Below are 18245 nucleotides of genomic sequence, written 5' to 3'. Positions count from 1 at the left end.
TCGATGTGGTGGCGAAAGCGAAGAGGTCACACCTGTTCCCATGCCGAACACAGCAGTTAAGCTCTTCAGCGCCGATGGTAGTCGGGTTTACCCCCGTGAGAGTAGGACGCTGCCACGTTAACGTAAACCGAAAGCATATGCTTTCGGTTTTTTTGATATATTAAGGTAAATTCTTTTTTGATTCTTTTCTTCAAGTTAGGAGGTGCCAGGGTGGACCAAATCTACACTTTAACTGAGGACTTAGATATCTTCTTAATTCGTTTAAGCTTTGCTTTATTATTATCAGGTTTAATAGGCTTTGAAAGAGAGCTTAAAAACCACTCAGCTGGTTTTCGCACACATATATTAGTTGGGATAGGGTCTTGTTTAATGATGTTGTTATCTTTATATGGTTTTGAAGCTTTCATAGAAGCAAATGACAATATCCGTTTTGATCCATCGCGTATCCCATCTTATGTGATCAGTGGTATAGGATTTTTAGGGGCAGGAACAATTATTGTAAATGGAATGACGATCAGAGGCCTGACCACGGCTGCTTCGATTTGGACAGTGGCGGGTTTGGGGTTAGTAGTAGGCGCTGGTATGTATGGAATCGCTTTACTAGCTACTGCCCTCGTATTATTAAGTCTTGTTTTTTTAAATAATTTAGAAAAGAAATATGTCACTCATTATTTTAAAAATAGTTATGTTATTACTGCTGAAAAGTTTGTGAAAATCAGTGACATTATGTCTGTTTTTGATGATCAAGGCATTGTCCTCCAACGCTTTGAAGTGGAGAATACCCCTGCGCAGCGTAAAACGATTTTTATCCACCTAGAACGCAAGCAATCCGTTGACGAAGCTGCTTTATTAGAAAAACTTTCTCATATTGATACTGTGGTGCAGGTCACTCGCAGAAAATAACCGACTATACGATTTATTTCGTATAGTTTTTTTGTTTTAACCTTTTCCAATTTAGGGAATGATTACTCATGTAGTTCAAAACATTTTAGTTGCGTACGTAATAAAAATTAGTATAATGAAATTAAGGTCAAAGATAGTCAAAGTCAAAAGAGGAGGAGGGAAAATGCGGAATATATCCGACATCATTGAGGAGTATCTGAAAAATATTTTAGATGAAAATCAAAAGCACACCATTGAAATTAAGCGCAGCGAGATTGCCGATCAATTTCAATGTGTACCTTCACAGATTAATTACGTGATTAAAACTCGTTTTACTGTGGAAAAGGGCTATATAGTGGAAAGTAAACGTGGTGGCGGAGGTTATATCCGCATAAGGCGTGTACAGCATCGTTCTGAATCACAAATGATTGATGATATCGTCAACTTGATTCAGCCAGAGGTATCACAATCCGTAGCATTGGATATTATAGAACGATTAAAAGAAAATGAAAGCATTACGGAACGTGAAGCTAGAATGATGGCAAGTGTTATGGAACGAGAAGTACTTGCTTTCCCTCTTCCTCTGAGAGATGAAATTCGCTCAAGAATTCTGACGGCTATGTTATTTACCTTAAAGTATCAAAGTTAGGTAAGGAAGGAGAAGGTTTTATGGATTGCCAACGTTGCCATAAACGCCCTGCAACGGTTCATTTAACTCAAGTAATTAACGGTGAAAAAACAGAAGTTCATGTATGTGAATACTGTGCAAAAGAAAAAGGATATATGAACGAAAGTGAAGAAAATTTCACGTTAAATGACTTATTATCAGGGCTATTCAATTATGAACAACCTCCTTCTTTTAAAGGTCAACCATCTAAGACTTATCAGCCAAAAAAAACATTGAAATGTCCAACTTGTGGATTGAGTTATCAAGAGTTTGCACAAATTGGAAAGTTTGGCTGTGCAGATTGCTATAAAACCTTTGATGAACGCTTAAACCCTATCTTTCGCCGTGTCCATAGTGGAAACACGAAACACAATGGTAAGGTTCCAAAGCGCGAAGGAGGAAACTTGCACGTAAAAAGGCAAATGGATCATTATAAGTCAGAACTTCAGAGGCTCATAGAGCAAGAAGAGTTTGAGGAAGCAGCAAAAATAAGAGATCAGATTCGTTCGCTGGAGCAGCAGCTTCATCACGGAAAGGGGGATGAAGAATAATGTCTTTGGAGCAATTTATTAATGAAGCCATTAGCCCCTGGATGAAAGAAGAAGGTCCGGATAGTGATATTGTAATGAGCAGTCGAATTCGACTGGCTCGTAACTTTCAGAAATATCCTTTTCCTTTAATCTCTTCAGAAGAACGAATGAAAGAAATCCTCGATTTTTTTAAACAAGAATATAAAGGTCAATCATTTAGAGATTATGAGAGTTTTGAAGTAGTAGAAATGAATGAGTTACAGCAGATTGAAAAAAGGGTACTGATGGAAAAGCATTTAATCAGTCCTCACCTTATTGATCATTCTAAAAATTCTGCTGCATTAATCTCCCAAAATGAACAGGTATCGATTATGATTAATGAAGAAGATCATATTCGTATTCAATTATACTTCCCAGGATTCCAACTGGATCGTGCGTTAGAGCAGGCATCTCAACTGGATGACTGGCTGGAAGAAAAAGTGGATTACGCCTTTGATGAAAATAGAGGGTATTTAACAGCCTGTCCCACAAATGTTGGAACAGGGATGAGAGCCTCGGTTATGATGCATTTACCAGCTTTGGCCATGACACATCAGATCAACCGAATGACGCCGGCTATCAACCAGCTTGGTTTAGTGGTCCGCGGAATTTACGGAGAAGGCAGCGAAGCTTTAGGGAATATTTTTCAAATATCAAATCAAATTACGTTAGGGAAATCTGAAGAAGATATTGTAGAGGATCTGCATAGTGTGGTTAGCCAGCTGATCGATCAGGAACGTAAAGCGCGTCAAACTTTACTGCATCGCTCAGGAGTTCAGCTTGAAGATAGAGTTTTTCGATCCTATGGTGTTTTGAAGCACAGTCGAATCATAGAGTCTAAAGAGGCAGCTAAATGTTTATCTGATCTCCGACTCGGAATTGACTTAGGGTTCATCGATCATATCCAAAAAAACATTTTAAACGAACTGATGGTCCTTACTCAACCAGGTTTTTTACAACAATACGCAGCAGAATCTTTATCCCCCTCTGAGCGGGATGTGCGAAGAGCATCACTAATTCGTGAAAGACTTCAATTAGAAAAACAAGAATAAATCGTTAGGAGGTCATGTCCATGATGTTTGGACGATTTACAGAAAGAGCACAGAAGGTATTAGCATTAGCTCAAGAAGAAGCTGTACGCTTAGGTCATAACAATATTGGAACAGAGCATATTTTATTAGGTTTAGTTAGTGAAGGAGAAGGAATCGCAGCTAAAGCACTGACCGCGTTAGGTCTTGAATCTAGTAAAATCCAGCAAGAGGTTGAGAACTTAATTGGGAAAGGTGAAAAAGTTTCTCAAACAATTCACTACACACCGCGTGCGAAGAAGGTTATCGAGTTATCTATGGATGAAGCTCGTAAGCTGGGCCATTCTTACGTAGGTACTGAACACATTCTTCTCGGGTTGATCCGGGAGGGTGAAGGAGTGGCAGCCCGCGTTCTTAACAACCTTGGAGTAAGCTTAAATAAAGCTCGACAACAAGTGCTTCAGCTGCTTGGGAATAATGAATCTACTGGCGGGCAAAATCGACGCGGCGGAAGTTCAGGTGCACAAGCTGCTAATGCCAATACGCCGACACTGGATTCTCTGGCTCGAGATTTAACGGCCATTGCTAAAGAAGGTAATATTGACCCGGTTATTGGACGAAGTAAGGAAATTCAACGTGTGATTCAAGTATTAAGCCGTCGTACGAAAAACAATCCCGTGTTAGTAGGGGAGCCGGGGGTAGGTAAAACAGCTATTGCTGAAGGGCTTGCCCAGCAGATTATGAATAATGAGGTCCCTGAAATTCTACGTGATAAACGAGTTATGACATTAGATATGGGTACAGTGGTAGCCGGTACGAAATACCGTGGTGAATTCGAAGACCGCTTAAAAAAAGTGATGGAGGAAATCCGGCAGGCTAACAACATCATTTTATTTATTGATGAATTGCATACTTTAATCGGAGCAGGCGGCGCTGAAGGTGCCATTGACGCTTCGAACATTCTTAAACCATCGCTGGCCCGTGGTGAATTGCAGTGTATTGGTGCCACAACATTAGATGAGTATAAGAAATATATTGAAAAGGATGCAGCTTTAGAGCGCCGTTTCCAGCCGATTCAAGTGGATGAGCCAACCCTTGATGAATCCGTTCAAATCTTAAAAGGTTTGCGTGATCGTTATGAAGCTCACCACCGTGTAACGATTACTGACGATTCTATTGAGTCAGCAGTACGGTTCTCCGATCGTTATATTACGGATCGATTCTTGCCGGATAAGGCTATCGATTTAATTGACGAAGCAGCATCGAAAGTACGTCTTCGTTCTTATACTGCACCGCCAAATCTAAAAGAGCTTGAGCAAAAGCTTGAAGAAGTACGAAAAGAGAAAGACGCAGCGGTTCAAAGTCAGGAATTTGAGAAAGCAGCTTCCCTGAGAGACAGCGAACAGCGTCTGCGCGATGAATTAGATAAAACGAAGGATGAATGGAAAGAAAAGCAAGGTCAAGAGGATTCTGAAGTAACTGTAGAAGACATTGCTTCCATCGTTTCCACGTGGACGGGTGTCCCTGTCTCTAAAATGACAACTGAAGAAAGTGAACGTCTGCTTCACTTAGAAGATACTTTGCACAACCGCATCATCGGTCAACAGGAAGCTGTTAAAGCTATTTCTAAAGCCATTCGCCGTGCTCGTGCTGGTTTAAAAGACCCTAAACGCCCGATTGGTTCCTTTATCTTCCTTGGGCCGACTGGTGTAGGTAAAACAGAATTAGCGCGTGCTCTTGCCGAAAGCATGTTCGGCGAAGAAGATGCAATGATTCGTATCGATATGTCCGAGTACATGGAGAAACACAGCACGTCTCGACTTGTTGGTTCACCTCCAGGTTATGTAGGATATGATGAAGGCGGACAGCTAACAGAAAAAGTTCGTAACAAACCTTATTCTGTCATCCTGCTTGATGAAATCGAAAAAGCACATCCAGAAGTATTTAATATTTTACTTCAAGTGCTTGAGGACGGACGGTTAACAGATTCGAAAGGGCGCGTAGTGGATTTCCGTAATACTGTGCTCATCATGACTTCCAACGTTGGAGCAAGTGAATTGAAACAGAATAAATACGTTGGATTCTCAATGGATGAAGCCGATCAGAATTACAAAGACATGAAGTCTAAAGTAACGGATGAACTGAAGAAAGCGTTCCGTCCAGAATTCTTAAACCGTATCGATGAAACCATTGTTTTCCATTCTTTAGAAAGAAAGCATATGAAGCACATCGTTACACTTATGGCAGAGCAGTTAAGGAAACGTCTGCTTGAACAAGAAATTGACTTTACGCTGACTGAAAAAGCAATTGAACACATTGCTGAGGAAGGCTTTGATCCAGAATACGGAGCACGTCCTCTTCGCCGCTCAATACAGAAAAACGTAGAAGACCTGCTCTCTGAAGAGCTGTTGAAGGAAAATATTCAAAAAGGTCAAAAAGTGAAAATCGATCTTAATGATAATAAAGAATTTACTGTTCACACTCAACAAGAAGCATAATTTAAGGTCAAATATGAATAAAATATGAAATGTTTAAAATCGGAAGGTGTTTGCCTTCCGATTTTTTTCCGATTTAGATATTCTTTACGTAGTAAGACAATTTTAATGCAATTGATATCATCATGAAACTTTTTCACAAACCATATCGTATATAATGAGGTAGAGGAGAGGTAACCTTGGCAAAAAGAAAAACAAAATTTGTTTGTCAGGAATGTGGATATGAATCTCCTAAATGGATGGGAAAGTGTCCGGGTTGCCATCAGTGGAATACGCTAGTTGAAGAAGCGTCCATTACAGGCGGGTCACGACATGTTTTCCAAACCAATTCATCAGGAGCTGCCAAACCAGAGAAAATAACGGCGATAAAATCAGAAAAAGAACCGCGTATGGAAACAGATATGCCAGAGTTAAACCGTGTGCTTGGAGGCGGCATTGTGCCGGGCTCTCTGGTTTTAATCGGAGGAGATCCGGGTATCGGGAAATCAACATTACTCTTGCAAGTTTCTGCACAAGTAGCAAATAAATCGTTACCCGTTCTATATATCTCAGGAGAAGAATCTTCAAGGCAGACAAAGCTTCGTGCTGAGAGACTGGGCATTCAATCTGATGAGTTATACGTTCTTTCTGAAACCAATTTACAGGATGTGTTAACGCAGATTGAAGAAATTGACCCAAAATTGGTCATCATTGATTCTATACAAACCATTTTCAAAGAAGATGTAACTTCAGCACCAGGAAGCGTCTCTCAAGTACGTGAGTGTACGAGTCAATTAATGAGGATTGCCAAGAGTAAAGGCATTCCTATTTTTATAGTAGGTCACGTGACAAAAGAAGGGTCGATTGCCGGCCCGCGTTTACTTGAACATATGGTAGATTCCGTACTTTATTTTGAAGGTGAAAGACATCATACATTTCGCATTCTCCGCAGTGTAAAAAACCGTTTCGGCAGCACACACGAGATGGGGATCTTTGAAATGAAAGAGAAAGGTTTAGAAGAGGTTCTCAACCCTTCTGAAATCTTTCTGGAGGAACGGTCTCAAGGAGCAGCAGGATCAATTGTAGTGGCTTCTATGGAAGGCACACGGCCAGTACTAGTGGAGATCCAGGCTTTAATCTCACCGACTTCTTTTGGGAATCCTCGACGAATGGCCACAGGGTTGGATAACAGCCGGGTTCCGTTATTAATGGCCGTACTTGAAAAGCGTGCAGGTCTTCTTCTTCAAAACCAGGATGCTTATATAAAAGTTGCCGGCGGGGTAAAGCTGGATGAACCTGCCATAGACTTAGCAGTGGCAATTAGTATAGCTTCAAGCTTTAGAGATCAAGTCTCAAACGGAAATGATGTAGTCGTCGGTGAAGTCGGATTAACAGGCGAAGTCAGGCGTGTAGCAAGAATAGAACAGCGGGTACAAGAAGCAGCTAAGCTCGGATTTAAAAGGGTCATTATCCCACAGAAGAACCTTGATGGCTGGACACCTCCTGATTCGATTCAAGTGGTAGGAGTCCGTACAGTGCAGGAAGCTATGCAAGTAACATTGGGGGATCGATAATGGAAGGGCATGATCATAAGGAAAATTCTATCGGAGAAATGCTGAAATTTGTGGCTCCGGGGACGCCCCTCCGTGATGGTATTGATAACGTATTACGGGCTAAAACAGGCGGATTGATTGTGATAGGTTATGGAAAAGAAATTCAGGAGTTAGTGGATGGGGGTTTTCCCATACAATCTGAGTTTACGCCGGCTCATTTATATGAATTAGCTAAAATGGATGGTGCTTTAATTTTAAATGATGAAGGTACAGAAATCCTTTACGCCAATGCTCAGCTGATGCCGGATCCTGATATTTTATCGACAGAGACAGGGATGCGCCACCGGACAGCAGAGCGTGTAGCGAAACAAACGGGTCACTTAATCATCGCCATTTCACAACGGCGAAATGTAATCACCTTGTATAAAGGGTCGATTCGTTATTCATTGAAAGATATTGGCGTTATTTTAACGAAAGCTAATCAAGCCATACAAACGCTTGAAAAATATAAAATTGTGCTTGATCAAAGTATTACTAATCTTGGAGCGATGGAATTTGAAGATATGGTTTCCTTCTCTGAAGTTATTCAAGTTGTGCATCGCGTAGAGATGGTACTAAGGATAAAAACGGAGATTTTGAATTACGTAAATGAACTGGGGACAGAAGGGCGGCTCATTCAATTACAGTTAACAGAGCTCGTCTCCAACATTGAAGAAGAAGCTTCTCTTTTATTGCGTGATTATAGTAAAAGACCTGATTATGAACCGTATTACATTTTAAGAAAAATGCAAGAACATGCGGGTACCGAACTTTTATCTGATGATCAAGTTTTAAAATTGTTAGGTTATTCTTCGGGCACGAAATTGTCTGATCCTATCCACCCAAGGGGTTATCGAGTAATGCACCGAATCCCCCGGCTGCCGGCTTTAATTATTGAGCACTTAGTTGAACGGTTTGGAACATTAAATGACGTCGTTCAAGCATCTGTAAAAGAGCTTGTAGAAGTTGACGGGGTGGGTGAAGTAAGAGCCAAGAAAATTGGTGAAGGATTAGAAAGAATACAAGAGCAATTATTCGTAGATCGTCACTTATAACGAAAATGAAATGGAATATTTTTCTGTAAATTGAAAAATAATGTCATTTATGCTAGTTTATTAAACAACATTTCAACGTCTGCGATTAATAGACCTTGAGGTTGGTCATAATGGAAAATAAGGAGGTGAAAAAAGTGCTTAAACGTATCGTTCAATTATTTATAGTTATAACCGGAGGAACAGTCGGTTATCTGTATATGCCGGAACTTTTTTCAATCATGGATGTATCCTGGCAAGGGTGGATCCAATCCGGAGTAGGGGCAATTGTCGGAGCACTTATACTATTTTTATTAACTTTTTGGGTAGTAGATTACATTGTTGATTTTCTCAGGTGGGTGGAGGACACCCTCGTTCGAGCCCCGGTTGCGGATCTATTGTTTGGAAGCTTAGGCTTAATCGTAGGTCTGATCATTGCCTATCTAGTGAATAATCTACTCCAGGATATTGAGATTAAAGTAGTCAGCCAGATTCTGCCTATATTTATCACATTCTTACTTGGTTATTTCGGTTTTCAAGTCGGATTTAAGCGAAAAGATGAATTTTTAAATTTATTCGCTAAGAAAGACAAGAAAAGCTTAGAGGAAGAAGGTCTTTCTGAATCAGTAGATCGATCCTTAATTCCGAAAGAGAAGATTTTAGATACGAGCGTCATTATTGATGGAAGAATTGCTGATATTTGTGAAACTCATTTTTTAGAAGGTACAATTGTTATTCCTCAGTTTGTGCTAGAGGAACTTCAGCATATTGCAGATTCGTCGGATGGATTAAAGCGAAACCGTGGCCGTCGTGGGTTGGACATCTTAAATCGTTTACAGAAAGATCTCCCGGTTAAAGTTGAAATTTACGATGGGGATTTTGAAGAGATTCAAGAAGTAGACAGTAAGCTGGTAAAACTTGCGAAAGTTATGGATGGAATCGTTGTGACGAACGACTTTAATTTAAATAAAGTATGTGAGTTCCAAAATGTTCAAGTTTTAAACATTAATGATTTAGCCAATGCGGTGAAACCAGTCGTTCTTCCTGGGGAAGAAATGACAATTCAAGTGATTAAAGACGGCAAGGAACAAAAGCAAGGAATCGGCTATTTAGACGATGGTACGATGATTGTTGTGGAAGAAGGCAAAGAATATATCGGCAAAACAATTGAAGTGGTTGTTACGAGTGTATTGCAAACTTCAGCAGGACGAATGATTTTTGCAAGACCAAAATCACTTGAAAAAGCCTTATAAAAACGGTATAACAAATAGAGATTAGCAAAAGTGATAACTGCGTGTTATCGCTTTTGTTGTTTCACTTTATTTAAGGTGGTTACAATGATAAATTATACAGCTGTCGTATTAGCAGCCGGACAAGGAAAACGGATGCATGCAGGACAAAATAAACAATTCTTGATGATCAATGATCTGCCGCTTATCATACATACCTTAACTGTATTCGTGCAAGACGCCTGGTGCAATGAAATTGTGCTGGTTACGAATAAACAAGAAAATGCTCAAATGGAGGAGCTCCTTCGCCAACATCAACTGAATGATCGTATGACCTTGGTCAATGGCGGAGCTGAACGACAAGATAGTGTTTATGAAGGGCTGCGGGCTGTCAAGCAATCGATTCAGCCCGTATTTATCCACGACGGAGCTCGCCCTTTTGTTAAGCGGGAGCATCTTCACCAGCTTGCTGAGGTGGTAACTGAAAGAAGAGCAGGTCTGCTGGCCGTACCTGTAACGGATACTATTAAACAGAAGCAAAAGGATCAACTCATTACACTAGACCGCCATTCTCTTTGGGCAGCCCAGACTCCTCAAGGATTCCAGTACCCTTTAATTCTTAAAGCTCATGAAGAAGCAAAATCCCAAAACTATTATGGGACAGATGATGCGTCTCTTGTAGAACGTCTTGGAGAAGAGGTAAATGTAGTTGAAGGAAGTTATGACAATATGAAGTTGACTACACCTGAGGATTTAGTAAAAGCTAAATCTTATGCTGCTCAGAAAGGAAAGGTCGTGAAGGATACTATGATTCGTATTGGACAAGGATTTGATGTTCATCAGTTTGCTGAAGGCCGTAAGTGTATAGTGGGCGGCGTTGAAATCCCACATGATAAAGGACTATTAGGTCATTCTGATGCTGATGTTTTGCTTCATACAATAGCAGATGCGTGTCTGGGGGCGATTGGCGAAGGAGATATAGGCAGACATTTTCCCGATACCGACGATGCCTTTAAAGATGCGGATTCAGGTAAGCTTTTGCAGCAAGTGTGGAAGTTCGTCACGGATCAAGGGTACGCGCTGGGCAATATCGACTGCACGGTGATCGCTCAAACTCCTAAAATGGCTCCTTATGTCGAGGAGATTCAAAGAAATATAGCCGCACTTTTAAATAGTGATACGGAGCGTATTAACGTTAAAGCGACGACAACGGAAAAGCTTGGTTTTACAGGCAGAAAAGAAGGGATGGCCGCCCAGGCTGTCGTTCTTCTGCAAAAATAGTCAACAATAGACAGTAAACAATGATAAAATAAATAAAATGATACGGATCTGAAAGGAGTTCACAATATGAGTAACGAAGTACGTGTGCGCTATGCGCCAAGTCCTACAGGCAACCTTCATATAGGGAATGCTCGTACGGCTCTATTCAATTATTTATATGCAAGAAACGCTGGAGGAAAGTTCATCATCCGCGTGGAAGATACAGATGCGAAGAGGAATGTAGCTGGAGGAGAAGAAAGTCAGCTGAATTACCTGAAATGGCTCGGTATTGAATGGGATGAAGGAGCGGATGTTGGAGGAGAATACGGTCCTTACCGGCAAATGGAGCGTTTAGATATTTATAATAAATATGTAGATGAACTGCTGGAAAGAGATTTGGCTTATAAGTGTTATATGACGGAGGACGAGCTTGAAGCGGAACGTGAAGCTCAGATCAACCGTGGAGAAGCTCCAAAATATTCTGGTGCTCATAGTGATTTAACAGACGAACAAATCAAAGAGTTTGAGGCAGAAGGAAGAGAACCGAGTATCCGTATCCGCGTTCCTAAACATTACACCTATGAATTTAACGATATCGTCAGAGACAAGATTTCTTTTGAATCCAGCGATTTTGGAGACTGGGTGATCGTTAAGAAGAATGGTACGCCTACTTATAACTTCGCTGTAGCTATCGATGATCATTTAATGGGAATTTCTCACGTTTTGCGCGGAGAAGAACACATTTCGAATACTCCTAAACAATTGATGGTTTACGAGGCATTTGACTGGGAAGCTCCTAAATTCGGTCACATGACGTTAATCCTTAATGAAAATCGTAAAAAGCTGAGTAAACGTGATGAGCATATCCTGCAATTCATTGAACAATATAAGAATCTAGGATATTTGCCGGAAGCATTGTTTAACTTTATTACATTACTTGGCTGGTCTCCCGTGGGAGAAGAAGAAATCTTCACTCAGGATAAGCTGATTGAGATTTTCGACGCGGAGCGGCTGTCTACATCCCCAGCCATCTTTGATCCAGCTAAACTGAAATGGATGAACAACCAGTATATTAAAGCTTCAAGCTTGGAGCGTGTCGTGGATCTTGCTCTCCCTCACTTAATTGAAGCAGGGCGTGTAAGTGAAGAAATGAGTGAAGAAGCCCGGGAGTGGACGCATGAGTTAATTTCGCTTTATCATGAGCAAATGAGCTATGGTGCGGAAATTGTTGAACTGACGGATCTCTTTTTTAAAAAAGAAATTCAGTATGATGAAGACGCTTTAGATGTTCTTAAAGGTGAGCAGGTTCCAGAGGTACTAGAAGCGTTTAAAGGAAAACTTGCTGAATTAGATGAGTGGACACCTGAGAATATTAAAGCCCAAATAAAGGCGACTCAAAAAGAAACGGGACATAAAGGTAAAAAATTATTTATGCCCATTCGAGTAGCAACTACAGGTCAGACTCATGGGCCGGAATTGCCGAATGCGATTCGTTTACTTGGTCTTGAGACCGTTACGATTCGATTGAATGATGCTTTAAAACAAATTCAAGACTAATCTGTTCACAAAATGCAACTTTTCACATATAGTAAAGGTACCCATATGGAACGTAGATGAGGAGAAGTAGGAGACCCTTTCTTTACACAGAGAAAATCACCTTGGCTGGAAGTGATTTTAAGGAGAGACTCTGAAATGCACCTCAGAGTCCCTGGTTGAATAAAGTAGGCTGGGGCGGCCGCCTGCCGTTATTAGGGAGAGTGAGGGAAGTATGTTTCCTAAACAGAGTGGAACCGCGCATAACGCGTCTCTGTGCTGATTAAGCACAGAGACGCGTTTTTTATATAGGAAAACCAGCGTTGAGCACAGTGTGTTTGAATTCTTATAAATGAACAAAAGGAGGATGCCGGATGGGATGGCTTAAAATGTTTAAAGAAGATGTGGATGTCGTGTTTGATCAAGATCCAGCGGCACGTTCCTATATTGAAGTGATTTTAACGTATTCCGGGCTTCATGCTACGTGGTCTCACAGGGTTGCTCATGCTTTTTATAAAAGGAAATTCTTTTTCCTGGCCCGAATCATTTCACAAATCAGCCGTTTCTTTACTGGAATTGAGATTCACCCAGGTGCAAAAATTGGACGCCGCTTCTTTATTGATCACGGCATGGGCGTGGTCATCGGGGAAACGTGTGAAATTGGTGATAATGTGACCCTTTTCCAAGGAGTAACCCTGGGAGGGACAGGAAAAGAGAAAGGAAAACGTCACCCAACGCTGAAAGATAATTCATTAGTCGCTACAGGGGCGAAAGTTTTAGGTTCTATCACGATTGGGGAGAATTCAAAGGTAGGAGCAGGATCCGTTGTGTTAAAGAATGTACCTGATAATTCCACCGTTGTTGGGATTCCCGGCCACGTCGTCATTCAGGACGGGAAGAAGATTCGCCAAAAAGACTTGGATCACCACAAGCTCCCGGACCCTGTATATGATCGGTTAAACGAAATGGAAGAAGAAATCAAACAACTTTGCTTACAATTAGAACAAGACGAAAAAGGAGCGGAACAGGATGAGCATAAAAGTATTCAACACGCTGACAAGAACTAAAGAACCTTTCACCCCACTCGAAGAAGGCAAGGTCAAAATGTACGTATGCGGTCCTACAGTTTATAACTATATTCACATCGGGAACGCTCGGCCGGCAATCGTTTTCGATACCGTTCGCAGATATTTTGAGTATAAGAACTTTGAGGTGCAGTACGTATTAAATTTCACGGACGTTGATGATAAATTAATTAAAGCTGCGAATGAGTTAGGTGAAGAGGTACCGGATATCGCCAACAGGTTTATTCAAGCTTATAAAGAGGATGTAGGCGCCTTAGGCGTTAAAGAAGCGGTCCATCACCCTCGTGTAACGGAAAACATGGAGGAAATTATTAAGTTTATTGATGGCTTAATAGAAAAAGGCTTTGCCTATGAGTCTGGCGGGGATGTTTATTTCCGTACACGTTCTTTCAACGAGTATGGGAAGCTTTCGCATCAGTCCATAGATGAACTCCGTTCTGGAGCCCGTATTGAAGTAGGAGAGAAAAAAGAAGACCCGCTTGATTTTACTTTATGGAAAGAAGCGAAGGAAGGGGAAATTGCCTGGGAGAGTCCGTGGGGGAATGGGCGTCCGGGCTGGCATATTGAATGCTCCGCTATGGCGAAGAAGTATCTTGGCGATACCATTGATATCCATGCAGGCGGCCAAGACTTAACATTCCCTCATCATGAAAATGAAATTGCTCAATCAGAAGCAAATAATGGAGAATCTTTTGCTCGTTACTGGATGCATAACGGCTATATCAACATTGAAAATGAAAAAATGTCTAAATCCTTAGGGAATTTTGTACTTGCTCATGACTTAGTGCAGAAGCATGACCCTCAGGTGATTCGCTTCTTCATGTTGAGCGTGCACTATCGCCACCCTATTAACTTCAGCGATGAGCTGTTAGCCGGTGCAAAGAGCAGTTTTGAACGCATTCGCAACGCCTATGAAAACTTACTTCACCGTAAAGGTTCAAGCTTAAATTTAACAGACGAAAAGACGTACTGGTTAGAAGAAGCCGCTAAACATAAACAACAATTTGTTGCGGAGATGGATGATGATTTCAATACAGCCAATGCGATCTCTGTTTTGTTTGATTTAACCAAAACAGCTAATTTGTATTTGCAATCGGAACAAACCCATACAGAAGTGATTGATCAATTCTCCGAAACACTTAAAGAACTTGCAGGGGTGTTAGGACTGCAGCTTGAACAAGAATTGGAGCTGTTAGACGAGGAGATTGATACGTTGATTGAGGAAAGAAAACAAGCGAGAAAAGATCGTAACTTTGCTCGCGCTGACGAAATCCGTGATGAGCTTAAAGCACGAAACATTGTTTTAGAAGACACCGCCCAGGGCACTCGTTGGAAGCGGGGGTAAGAGGATGACTTTTACAAATGTGAAACAGATGAAAAGTCTCGCCCTCGCCTATATGGGTGACGGTGTGTACGAATTGTATGTGAGGCGCCACTTATTAGAGCAGGGGCAAGTGAAGCCTGAGCAGCTGCACAGGACCGCTATTCAGTTTGTGTCTGCAAAATCACAAGCTCAGGTGGTGCGAGCCTGGCAAGAGGAAGGTCTTCTTACTGAAGAGGAGGAAGGTGTGTTAAGAAGAGGCCGCAATGCAAAGTCTGGAACGGTGCCAAAAAACACGGATGTACAAACGTACCGATACTCTACAGCATTTGAAGCGGTTTTAGGTTTTCATTATCTTTCCGGCAATGAGCAGCGCTTAGAAGAGTTAATTGGACGAGCCATTGAGCTGGTAGAAGAGGGGAGAGAAGTGAGATGAACGAAGAGTGGATCATTGGAAAGAATCCGGTGTTAGAAGCTATCAAGTCTGGGCGTTCTATTAATAAAGTATTTGTTTCTGAGCAGCTTCAATACCAGGCAGTAAAGAAAATTGAACAAGCGGCTAAAGAGAATGGTGTGCTTGTGCAGAAAGCTCCAAAGAAAAAAATTGATCAGCTTGTCGAAGGTAACCATCAGGGAGTCATCGCGGCAGTCGCAGCTTATGAATACAGCGATATAGACGATTTGTTTGCCCGAGCGAATGAAAAAGGAGAGGAACCATTTTTCATCATTTTAGATGAAATTGAGGATCCTCATAATCTAGGCTCAATCCTTCGTACTGCGGATGCCAGCGGTGTTCACGGCGTCATCATTCCAAAAAGACGTTCAGTTGGATTAACTTCTACGGTAGCGAAAACCTCCACAGGAGCGATTGAATACATTCCGGTCGCCCGTGTTACCAATTTATCACGCACCATTGATGCATTGAAGGAGCGCTTTGTCTGGGTGGTAGGCACTGATGCCGAAGGGACAGAGGATTACCGCCAATTAGATGGTAAGATGCCTTTAGCACTGGTCATTGGCAGTGAAGGTAAAGGCATGAGTCGGTTAACAAAAGATAAATGTGACTGGACTGTCAGTCTTCCAATGGCCGGGAAGGTGACCTCTTTGAATGCTTCAGTAGCTGCCTCACTGCTTATGTATGAAGTTTATCGAAAACGTCACCCTGTCGAGGGGTAATACGATGAATGTACTAATCGTTGACGGATACAACATCATTGGGGCTTGGCCGGAACTACAGCAGCTTAAAGACAAGGATTTAGGACAGGCAAGAGATTTACTGATTGAGATGATGGCAGAGTATCAATCTTATACCGGGGATCGGGTCATTGTTGTTTTTGATGCTTATCATGTCCGGGGACTCGAAACGAAGCAAAAGAGCTTTAAGGTGGAGACGATTTACACGAAAGAAAATGAAACAGCAGATGAACGAATCGAGAAGCTGTCCGGACAATTGAATGATGTTCGCACCCAGGTATATGTGGCGACATCCGATTACGCTGAACAGAGAACTATATTTGCCCAAGGTGCCTACCGGAAATCAGCAAGGGAATTATATATCGAAGTTAAGAACATTGAACAAGAAATAAAAAAAGATTTAGAAACCCATAAAGAGGTTCAATATCAGTCCAAAATTCCGATAAATAAAGAGATAAGAGATATTTTTGAACAGTGGAGAAGGGGCAATAAATAGAAAACGCCATATTGACGCTTTTGAAACGCTTACTGTATAATATTTCTATATTTAGGTACCACAGTCGGAGGGATCCTGAGTGAGCATCGGACAAACAAAGACAGGCATCGAGAAGTTGGATTTCAGTCAACTTGATGACGAAGAAATCATTGAGCGGATTAACCACGGGCAAGTCCAGGCTCTAGATTTTTTAATTGATAAGTACAAAAATTTCGTTCGTGCCAAAGCACGGACGTATTTCCTCATTGGCGCAGATCGGGAAGACATTGTGCAAGAAGGCATGATTGGTCTTTATAAAGCCATTCGTGATTACCAAGGGGACAAGCTTTCGTCCTTTAAAGCTTTTGCCGAACTGTGCGTCACTCGTCAAATTATTACCGCAATTAAAACTGCCACTCGCCAAAAACACATTCCACTCAATTCATATGTTTCTCTCGATAAGCCAATATTTGATGAAGAAGCGGACCGAACGTTGTTAGATGTAATAGCAGGTTCGAAAGCGATTGACCCCCAGGAGCTTATGGTCAATAAAGAACGGTTTGGGGACATAGAGGAGAAGATCTCTGAACTGCTTAGTGAGCTGGAACAGCAGGTTCTCTCCTTGTATTTAGACGGTAAAACATATCAGGAAATCTCCGTAGAGCTGAAGAGACATGTTAAATCTATTGATAATGCCCTTCAAAGGGTCAAACGCAAGCTTGAAAGATACATTGAATTCTCTGAAACTACTTAATTTTTCAAGCAATTGACACTAAGTTGTAAGCGTGCTACATTAGTGAAAGTGAAATAAACCTCTAGGACGAGGGGATTGTCGATGAGAAAGAAAGTAATTTTAGCTTGTACCCAATGTCAAAGTCGCAATTATACTACAAATATAAATCGCTCAAATCAATCTGAACGTTTAGAAGTTCGCAAATTTTGTAAGACTTGTGGTGAACATACACTTCATCGCGAAACAAAATAGAGGATGAAGCCGGTTGGCGTAAGTTTGGGGGTAGTACGATCATGTTTAAATTCTTGAAAAATGTATCTCGCGAGATGCGCAAAGTTAGCTGGCCTAAAGGGCAAGAATTAACAAAGTATACCATTACCGTACTTTTTACCGTAGCTTTCGTATCTGTGTTTTTTGCGGTTGTTGACTTAGGCATTACACAAATACTTGAACTTATTCCTAGCTAATAGTACAGTCAGTTTTGTGATATACTAGTTAATAGTCTTGTACAAAAAACCCGTCTGACGGGTTTTTTCATGTTGGAAATCCTTTTAAAAATGAACGATAAGGGAGGGAAGGGCAAGCCACTTGTCCTGTATAAATGGAAAAAAGATGGTATGTGGTTCACACGTATTCAGGTTATGAAAACAAGGTGAAGACCAATTTAGAGAAGCGAGTCGAGTCTATGGGGATGGAAGATAAGATATTCCGTGTCCTTGTTCCTGAAGATGAAGAAACAGAAATTAAGAATGGTAAGCGTAAAGTAAATAAGAAAAAAGTTTTCCCTGGCTATGTTATTGCTGAAATGGTAATGACGGATGATTCCTGGTATGTTGTGCGCAATACACCCGGGGTGACTGGTTTCGTTGGTTCAACAGGCTCCGGCTCGAAGCCGATCCCTCTCTTACCTGAAGAAGTAGATACCGTGTTGAAGCGTATGGGTATGACAGAGCCAACTTCAGCAGATATTGATTTTGAAGTAAAAGAAAGTGTTAAAGTAACAGATGGACCTTTTGCTAACTTCACAGGAACGATCGAATATATTGATATTGATAAACAGAAAGTGAAGGTTCACGTTAATATGTTTGGGCGTGAGACGCCGGTTGAACTGGACTTCTCCCAAATTGAAAAATTATAAATCCCTTTCCCCTTGCAAGATCATTAAATAAATG

19 protein-coding genes, 1 rRNA gene and 1 other annotated feature are annotated in these 18245 nt (G+C 41.2%); all 20 genes read left to right on the top strand.

The annotated features are described in order from the left end of the window. The first annotated feature begins 4 nt into the window (after window positions 1-4). The 20 genes from rrf (at window position 5) to nusG (ending at window position 18211) form a co-directional block, all read left to right on the top strand. Window positions 5-118: ribosomal RNA gene (gene rrf, locus ACGTNH_RS20765) — 5S ribosomal RNA — on the top strand. 92 nt (window positions 119-210) lie between these two features. Next, window positions 211-903 carry an MgtC/SapB family protein gene (locus ACGTNH_RS20760; protein ID WP_444875035.1) on the top strand — a complete coding sequence of 231 codons (693 nt, stop codon included), beginning with the start codon at window positions 211-213 and terminating at the stop codon, window positions 901-903. A gap of 163 nt (window positions 904-1066) precedes the next feature. Further along, the gene (locus tag ACGTNH_RS20755) at window positions 1067-1531 is read left to right on the top strand and encodes a CtsR family transcriptional regulator (RefSeq protein WP_394588990.1); all 465 of its coding nucleotides are present in this window, start codon (window positions 1067-1069) and stop codon (window positions 1529-1531) included. A 20-nt stretch (window positions 1532-1551) separates the two neighbouring features. Then, a complete protein-coding gene (gene mcsA / locus ACGTNH_RS20750; RefSeq protein WP_394588989.1) occupies window positions 1552-2100 on the top strand; it encodes a protein-arginine kinase activator protein McsA in 549 nt (182 codons plus the stop codon). Beyond that, entirely contained in the window at window positions 2100-3170 is a 1071-nt protein-coding gene (gene mcsB, locus ACGTNH_RS20745; protein WP_394588988.1) for a protein-arginine kinase McsB, read from the top strand. Before mcsA ends, mcsB begins: the two co-directional genes overlap by 1 nt. Window positions 3171-3190: 20 nt before the next feature. Continuing rightward, entirely contained in the window at window positions 3191-5644 is a 2454-nt protein-coding gene (clpC, locus tag ACGTNH_RS20740) for an ATP-dependent protease ATP-binding subunit ClpC (RefSeq protein ID WP_394588987.1), read from the top strand. 176 nt (window positions 5645-5820) lie between these two features. Then, complete coding sequence (gene radA, locus ACGTNH_RS20735; protein ID WP_394588986.1) at window positions 5821-7194, top strand: DNA repair protein RadA; 1374 nt, start codon at window positions 5821-5823, stop codon at window positions 7192-7194. After that, a complete protein-coding gene (gene disA, locus ACGTNH_RS20730; RefSeq protein ID WP_394588985.1) occupies window positions 7194-8267 on the top strand; it encodes a DNA integrity scanning diadenylate cyclase DisA in 1074 nt (357 codons plus the stop codon). The genes radA and disA overlap by 1 nt, the downstream gene beginning before the upstream one ends. Window positions 8268-8401: 134 nt before the next feature. Further along, window positions 8402-9496 (top strand): PIN/TRAM domain-containing protein, encoded by a 1095-nt coding sequence (locus tag ACGTNH_RS20725; RefSeq protein ID WP_394588984.1) that lies wholly within the window; start codon window positions 8402-8404, stop codon window positions 9494-9496. An 84-nt stretch (window positions 9497-9580) separates the two neighbouring features. Continuing rightward, window positions 9581-10753 carry a bifunctional 2-C-methyl-D-erythritol 4-phosphate cytidylyltransferase/2-C-methyl-D-erythritol 2,4-cyclodiphosphate synthase gene (locus tag ACGTNH_RS20720; RefSeq protein WP_394588982.1) on the top strand — a complete coding sequence of 391 codons (1173 nt, stop codon included), beginning with the start codon at window positions 9581-9583 and terminating at the stop codon, window positions 10751-10753. A 66-nt stretch (window positions 10754-10819) separates the two neighbouring features. After that, window positions 10820-12289: a glutamate--tRNA ligase gene (gltX, locus tag ACGTNH_RS20715; protein ID WP_394588981.1), complete on the top strand. Its 1470-nt coding sequence runs from the start codon at window positions 10820-10822 to the stop codon at window positions 12287-12289. Window positions 12290-12333: 44 nt separating this feature from the next. After that, window positions 12334-12544, top strand: a binding site (T-box leader). Window positions 12545-12639: 95 nt separating this feature from the next. Next, entirely contained in the window at window positions 12640-13332 is a 693-nt protein-coding gene (gene cysE, locus ACGTNH_RS20710; protein ID WP_394588980.1) for a serine O-acetyltransferase, read from the top strand. Continuing rightward, window positions 13295-14695, top strand: coding sequence for a cysteine--tRNA ligase (gene cysS / locus ACGTNH_RS20705; protein ID WP_394588979.1), 1401 nt, complete (start codon window positions 13295-13297; stop codon window positions 14693-14695). The genes cysE and cysS overlap by 38 nt, the downstream gene beginning before the upstream one ends. 4 nt (window positions 14696-14699) lie before the next feature. Next, the gene (locus tag ACGTNH_RS20700) at window positions 14700-15107 is read left to right on the top strand and encodes a Mini-ribonuclease 3 (RefSeq protein ID WP_394588978.1); all 408 of its coding nucleotides are present in this window, start codon (window positions 14700-14702) and stop codon (window positions 15105-15107) included. Further along, window positions 15104-15847 carry a 23S rRNA (guanosine(2251)-2'-O)-methyltransferase RlmB gene (gene rlmB, locus ACGTNH_RS20695; protein WP_394588977.1) on the top strand — a complete coding sequence of 248 codons (744 nt, stop codon included), beginning with the start codon at window positions 15104-15106 and terminating at the stop codon, window positions 15845-15847. The genes ACGTNH_RS20700 and rlmB overlap by 4 nt, the downstream gene beginning before the upstream one ends. Window positions 15848-15851: 4 nt before the next feature. Beyond that, window positions 15852-16361 carry an NYN domain-containing protein gene (locus ACGTNH_RS20690; protein WP_394588976.1) on the top strand — a complete coding sequence of 170 codons (510 nt, stop codon included), beginning with the start codon at window positions 15852-15854 and terminating at the stop codon, window positions 16359-16361. Window positions 16362-16440: 79 nt separating this feature from the next. After that, the gene (gene sigH / locus ACGTNH_RS20685) at window positions 16441-17094 is read left to right on the top strand and encodes an RNA polymerase sporulation sigma factor SigH (RefSeq protein WP_394588975.1); all 654 of its coding nucleotides are present in this window, start codon (window positions 16441-16443) and stop codon (window positions 17092-17094) included. Window positions 17095-17175: 81 nt separating this feature from the next. Then, complete coding sequence (rpmG, locus tag ACGTNH_RS20680) at window positions 17176-17325, top strand: 50S ribosomal protein L33 (RefSeq protein WP_188379124.1); 150 nt, start codon at window positions 17176-17178, stop codon at window positions 17323-17325. A gap of 41 nt (window positions 17326-17366) precedes the next feature. Next, a complete protein-coding gene (gene secE / locus ACGTNH_RS20675) occupies window positions 17367-17540 on the top strand; it encodes a preprotein translocase subunit SecE (RefSeq protein WP_188379123.1) in 174 nt (57 codons plus the stop codon). Window positions 17541-17674: 134 nt separating this feature from the next. After that, a complete protein-coding gene (gene nusG / locus ACGTNH_RS20670) occupies window positions 17675-18211 on the top strand; it encodes a transcription termination/antitermination protein NusG (protein ID WP_188379122.1) in 537 nt (178 codons plus the stop codon). Window positions 18212-18245 lie beyond the last annotated feature (34 nt).

The organism is Halobacillus sp. B23F22_1, assembly GCF_043497005.1.
Lineage (GTDB): Bacteria > Bacillota > Bacilli > Bacillales > Halobacillaceae > Halobacillus_A.
This window is presented reverse-complemented; position numbering and strand designations above follow the sequence as displayed.

Coding starts and splice junctions, on each gene's coding strand:
- nusG (WP_188379122.1), top strand. CDS start 17,675: ATGGAAAAAAGATGGTATGTGGTTCACACGTATTCAGGTTATGAAAAC.
- gltX (WP_394588981.1), top strand. CDS start 10,820: ATGAGTAACGAAGTACGTGTGCGCTATGCGCCAAGTCCTACAGGCAAC.
- cysE (WP_394588980.1), top strand. CDS start 12,640: ATGGGATGGCTTAAAATGTTTAAAGAAGATGTGGATGTCGTGTTTGAT.
- clpC (WP_394588987.1), top strand. CDS start 3,191: ATGATGTTTGGACGATTTACAGAAAGAGCACAGAAGGTATTAGCATTA.
- mcsB (WP_394588988.1), top strand. CDS start 2,100: ATGTCTTTGGAGCAATTTATTAATGAAGCCATTAGCCCCTGGATGAAA.
- ACGTNH_RS20755 (WP_394588990.1), top strand. CDS start 1,067: ATGCGGAATATATCCGACATCATTGAGGAGTATCTGAAAAATATTTTA.
- mcsA (WP_394588989.1), top strand. CDS start 1,552: ATGGATTGCCAACGTTGCCATAAACGCCCTGCAACGGTTCATTTAACT.
- disA (WP_394588985.1), top strand. CDS start 7,194: ATGGAAGGGCATGATCATAAGGAAAATTCTATCGGAGAAATGCTGAAA.
- ACGTNH_RS20720 (WP_394588982.1), top strand. CDS start 9,581: ATGATAAATTATACAGCTGTCGTATTAGCAGCCGGACAAGGAAAACGG.
- cysS (WP_394588979.1), top strand. CDS start 13,295: ATGAGCATAAAAGTATTCAACACGCTGACAAGAACTAAAGAACCTTTC.
- rlmB (WP_394588977.1), top strand. CDS start 15,104: ATGAACGAAGAGTGGATCATTGGAAAGAATCCGGTGTTAGAAGCTATC.
- rpmG (WP_188379124.1), top strand. CDS start 17,176: ATGAGAAAGAAAGTAATTTTAGCTTGTACCCAATGTCAAAGTCGCAAT.
- ACGTNH_RS20700 (WP_394588978.1), top strand. CDS start 14,700: ATGACTTTTACAAATGTGAAACAGATGAAAAGTCTCGCCCTCGCCTAT.
- ACGTNH_RS20690 (WP_394588976.1), top strand. CDS start 15,852: ATGAATGTACTAATCGTTGACGGATACAACATCATTGGGGCTTGGCCG.
- secE (WP_188379123.1), top strand. CDS start 17,367: ATGTTTAAATTCTTGAAAAATGTATCTCGCGAGATGCGCAAAGTTAGC.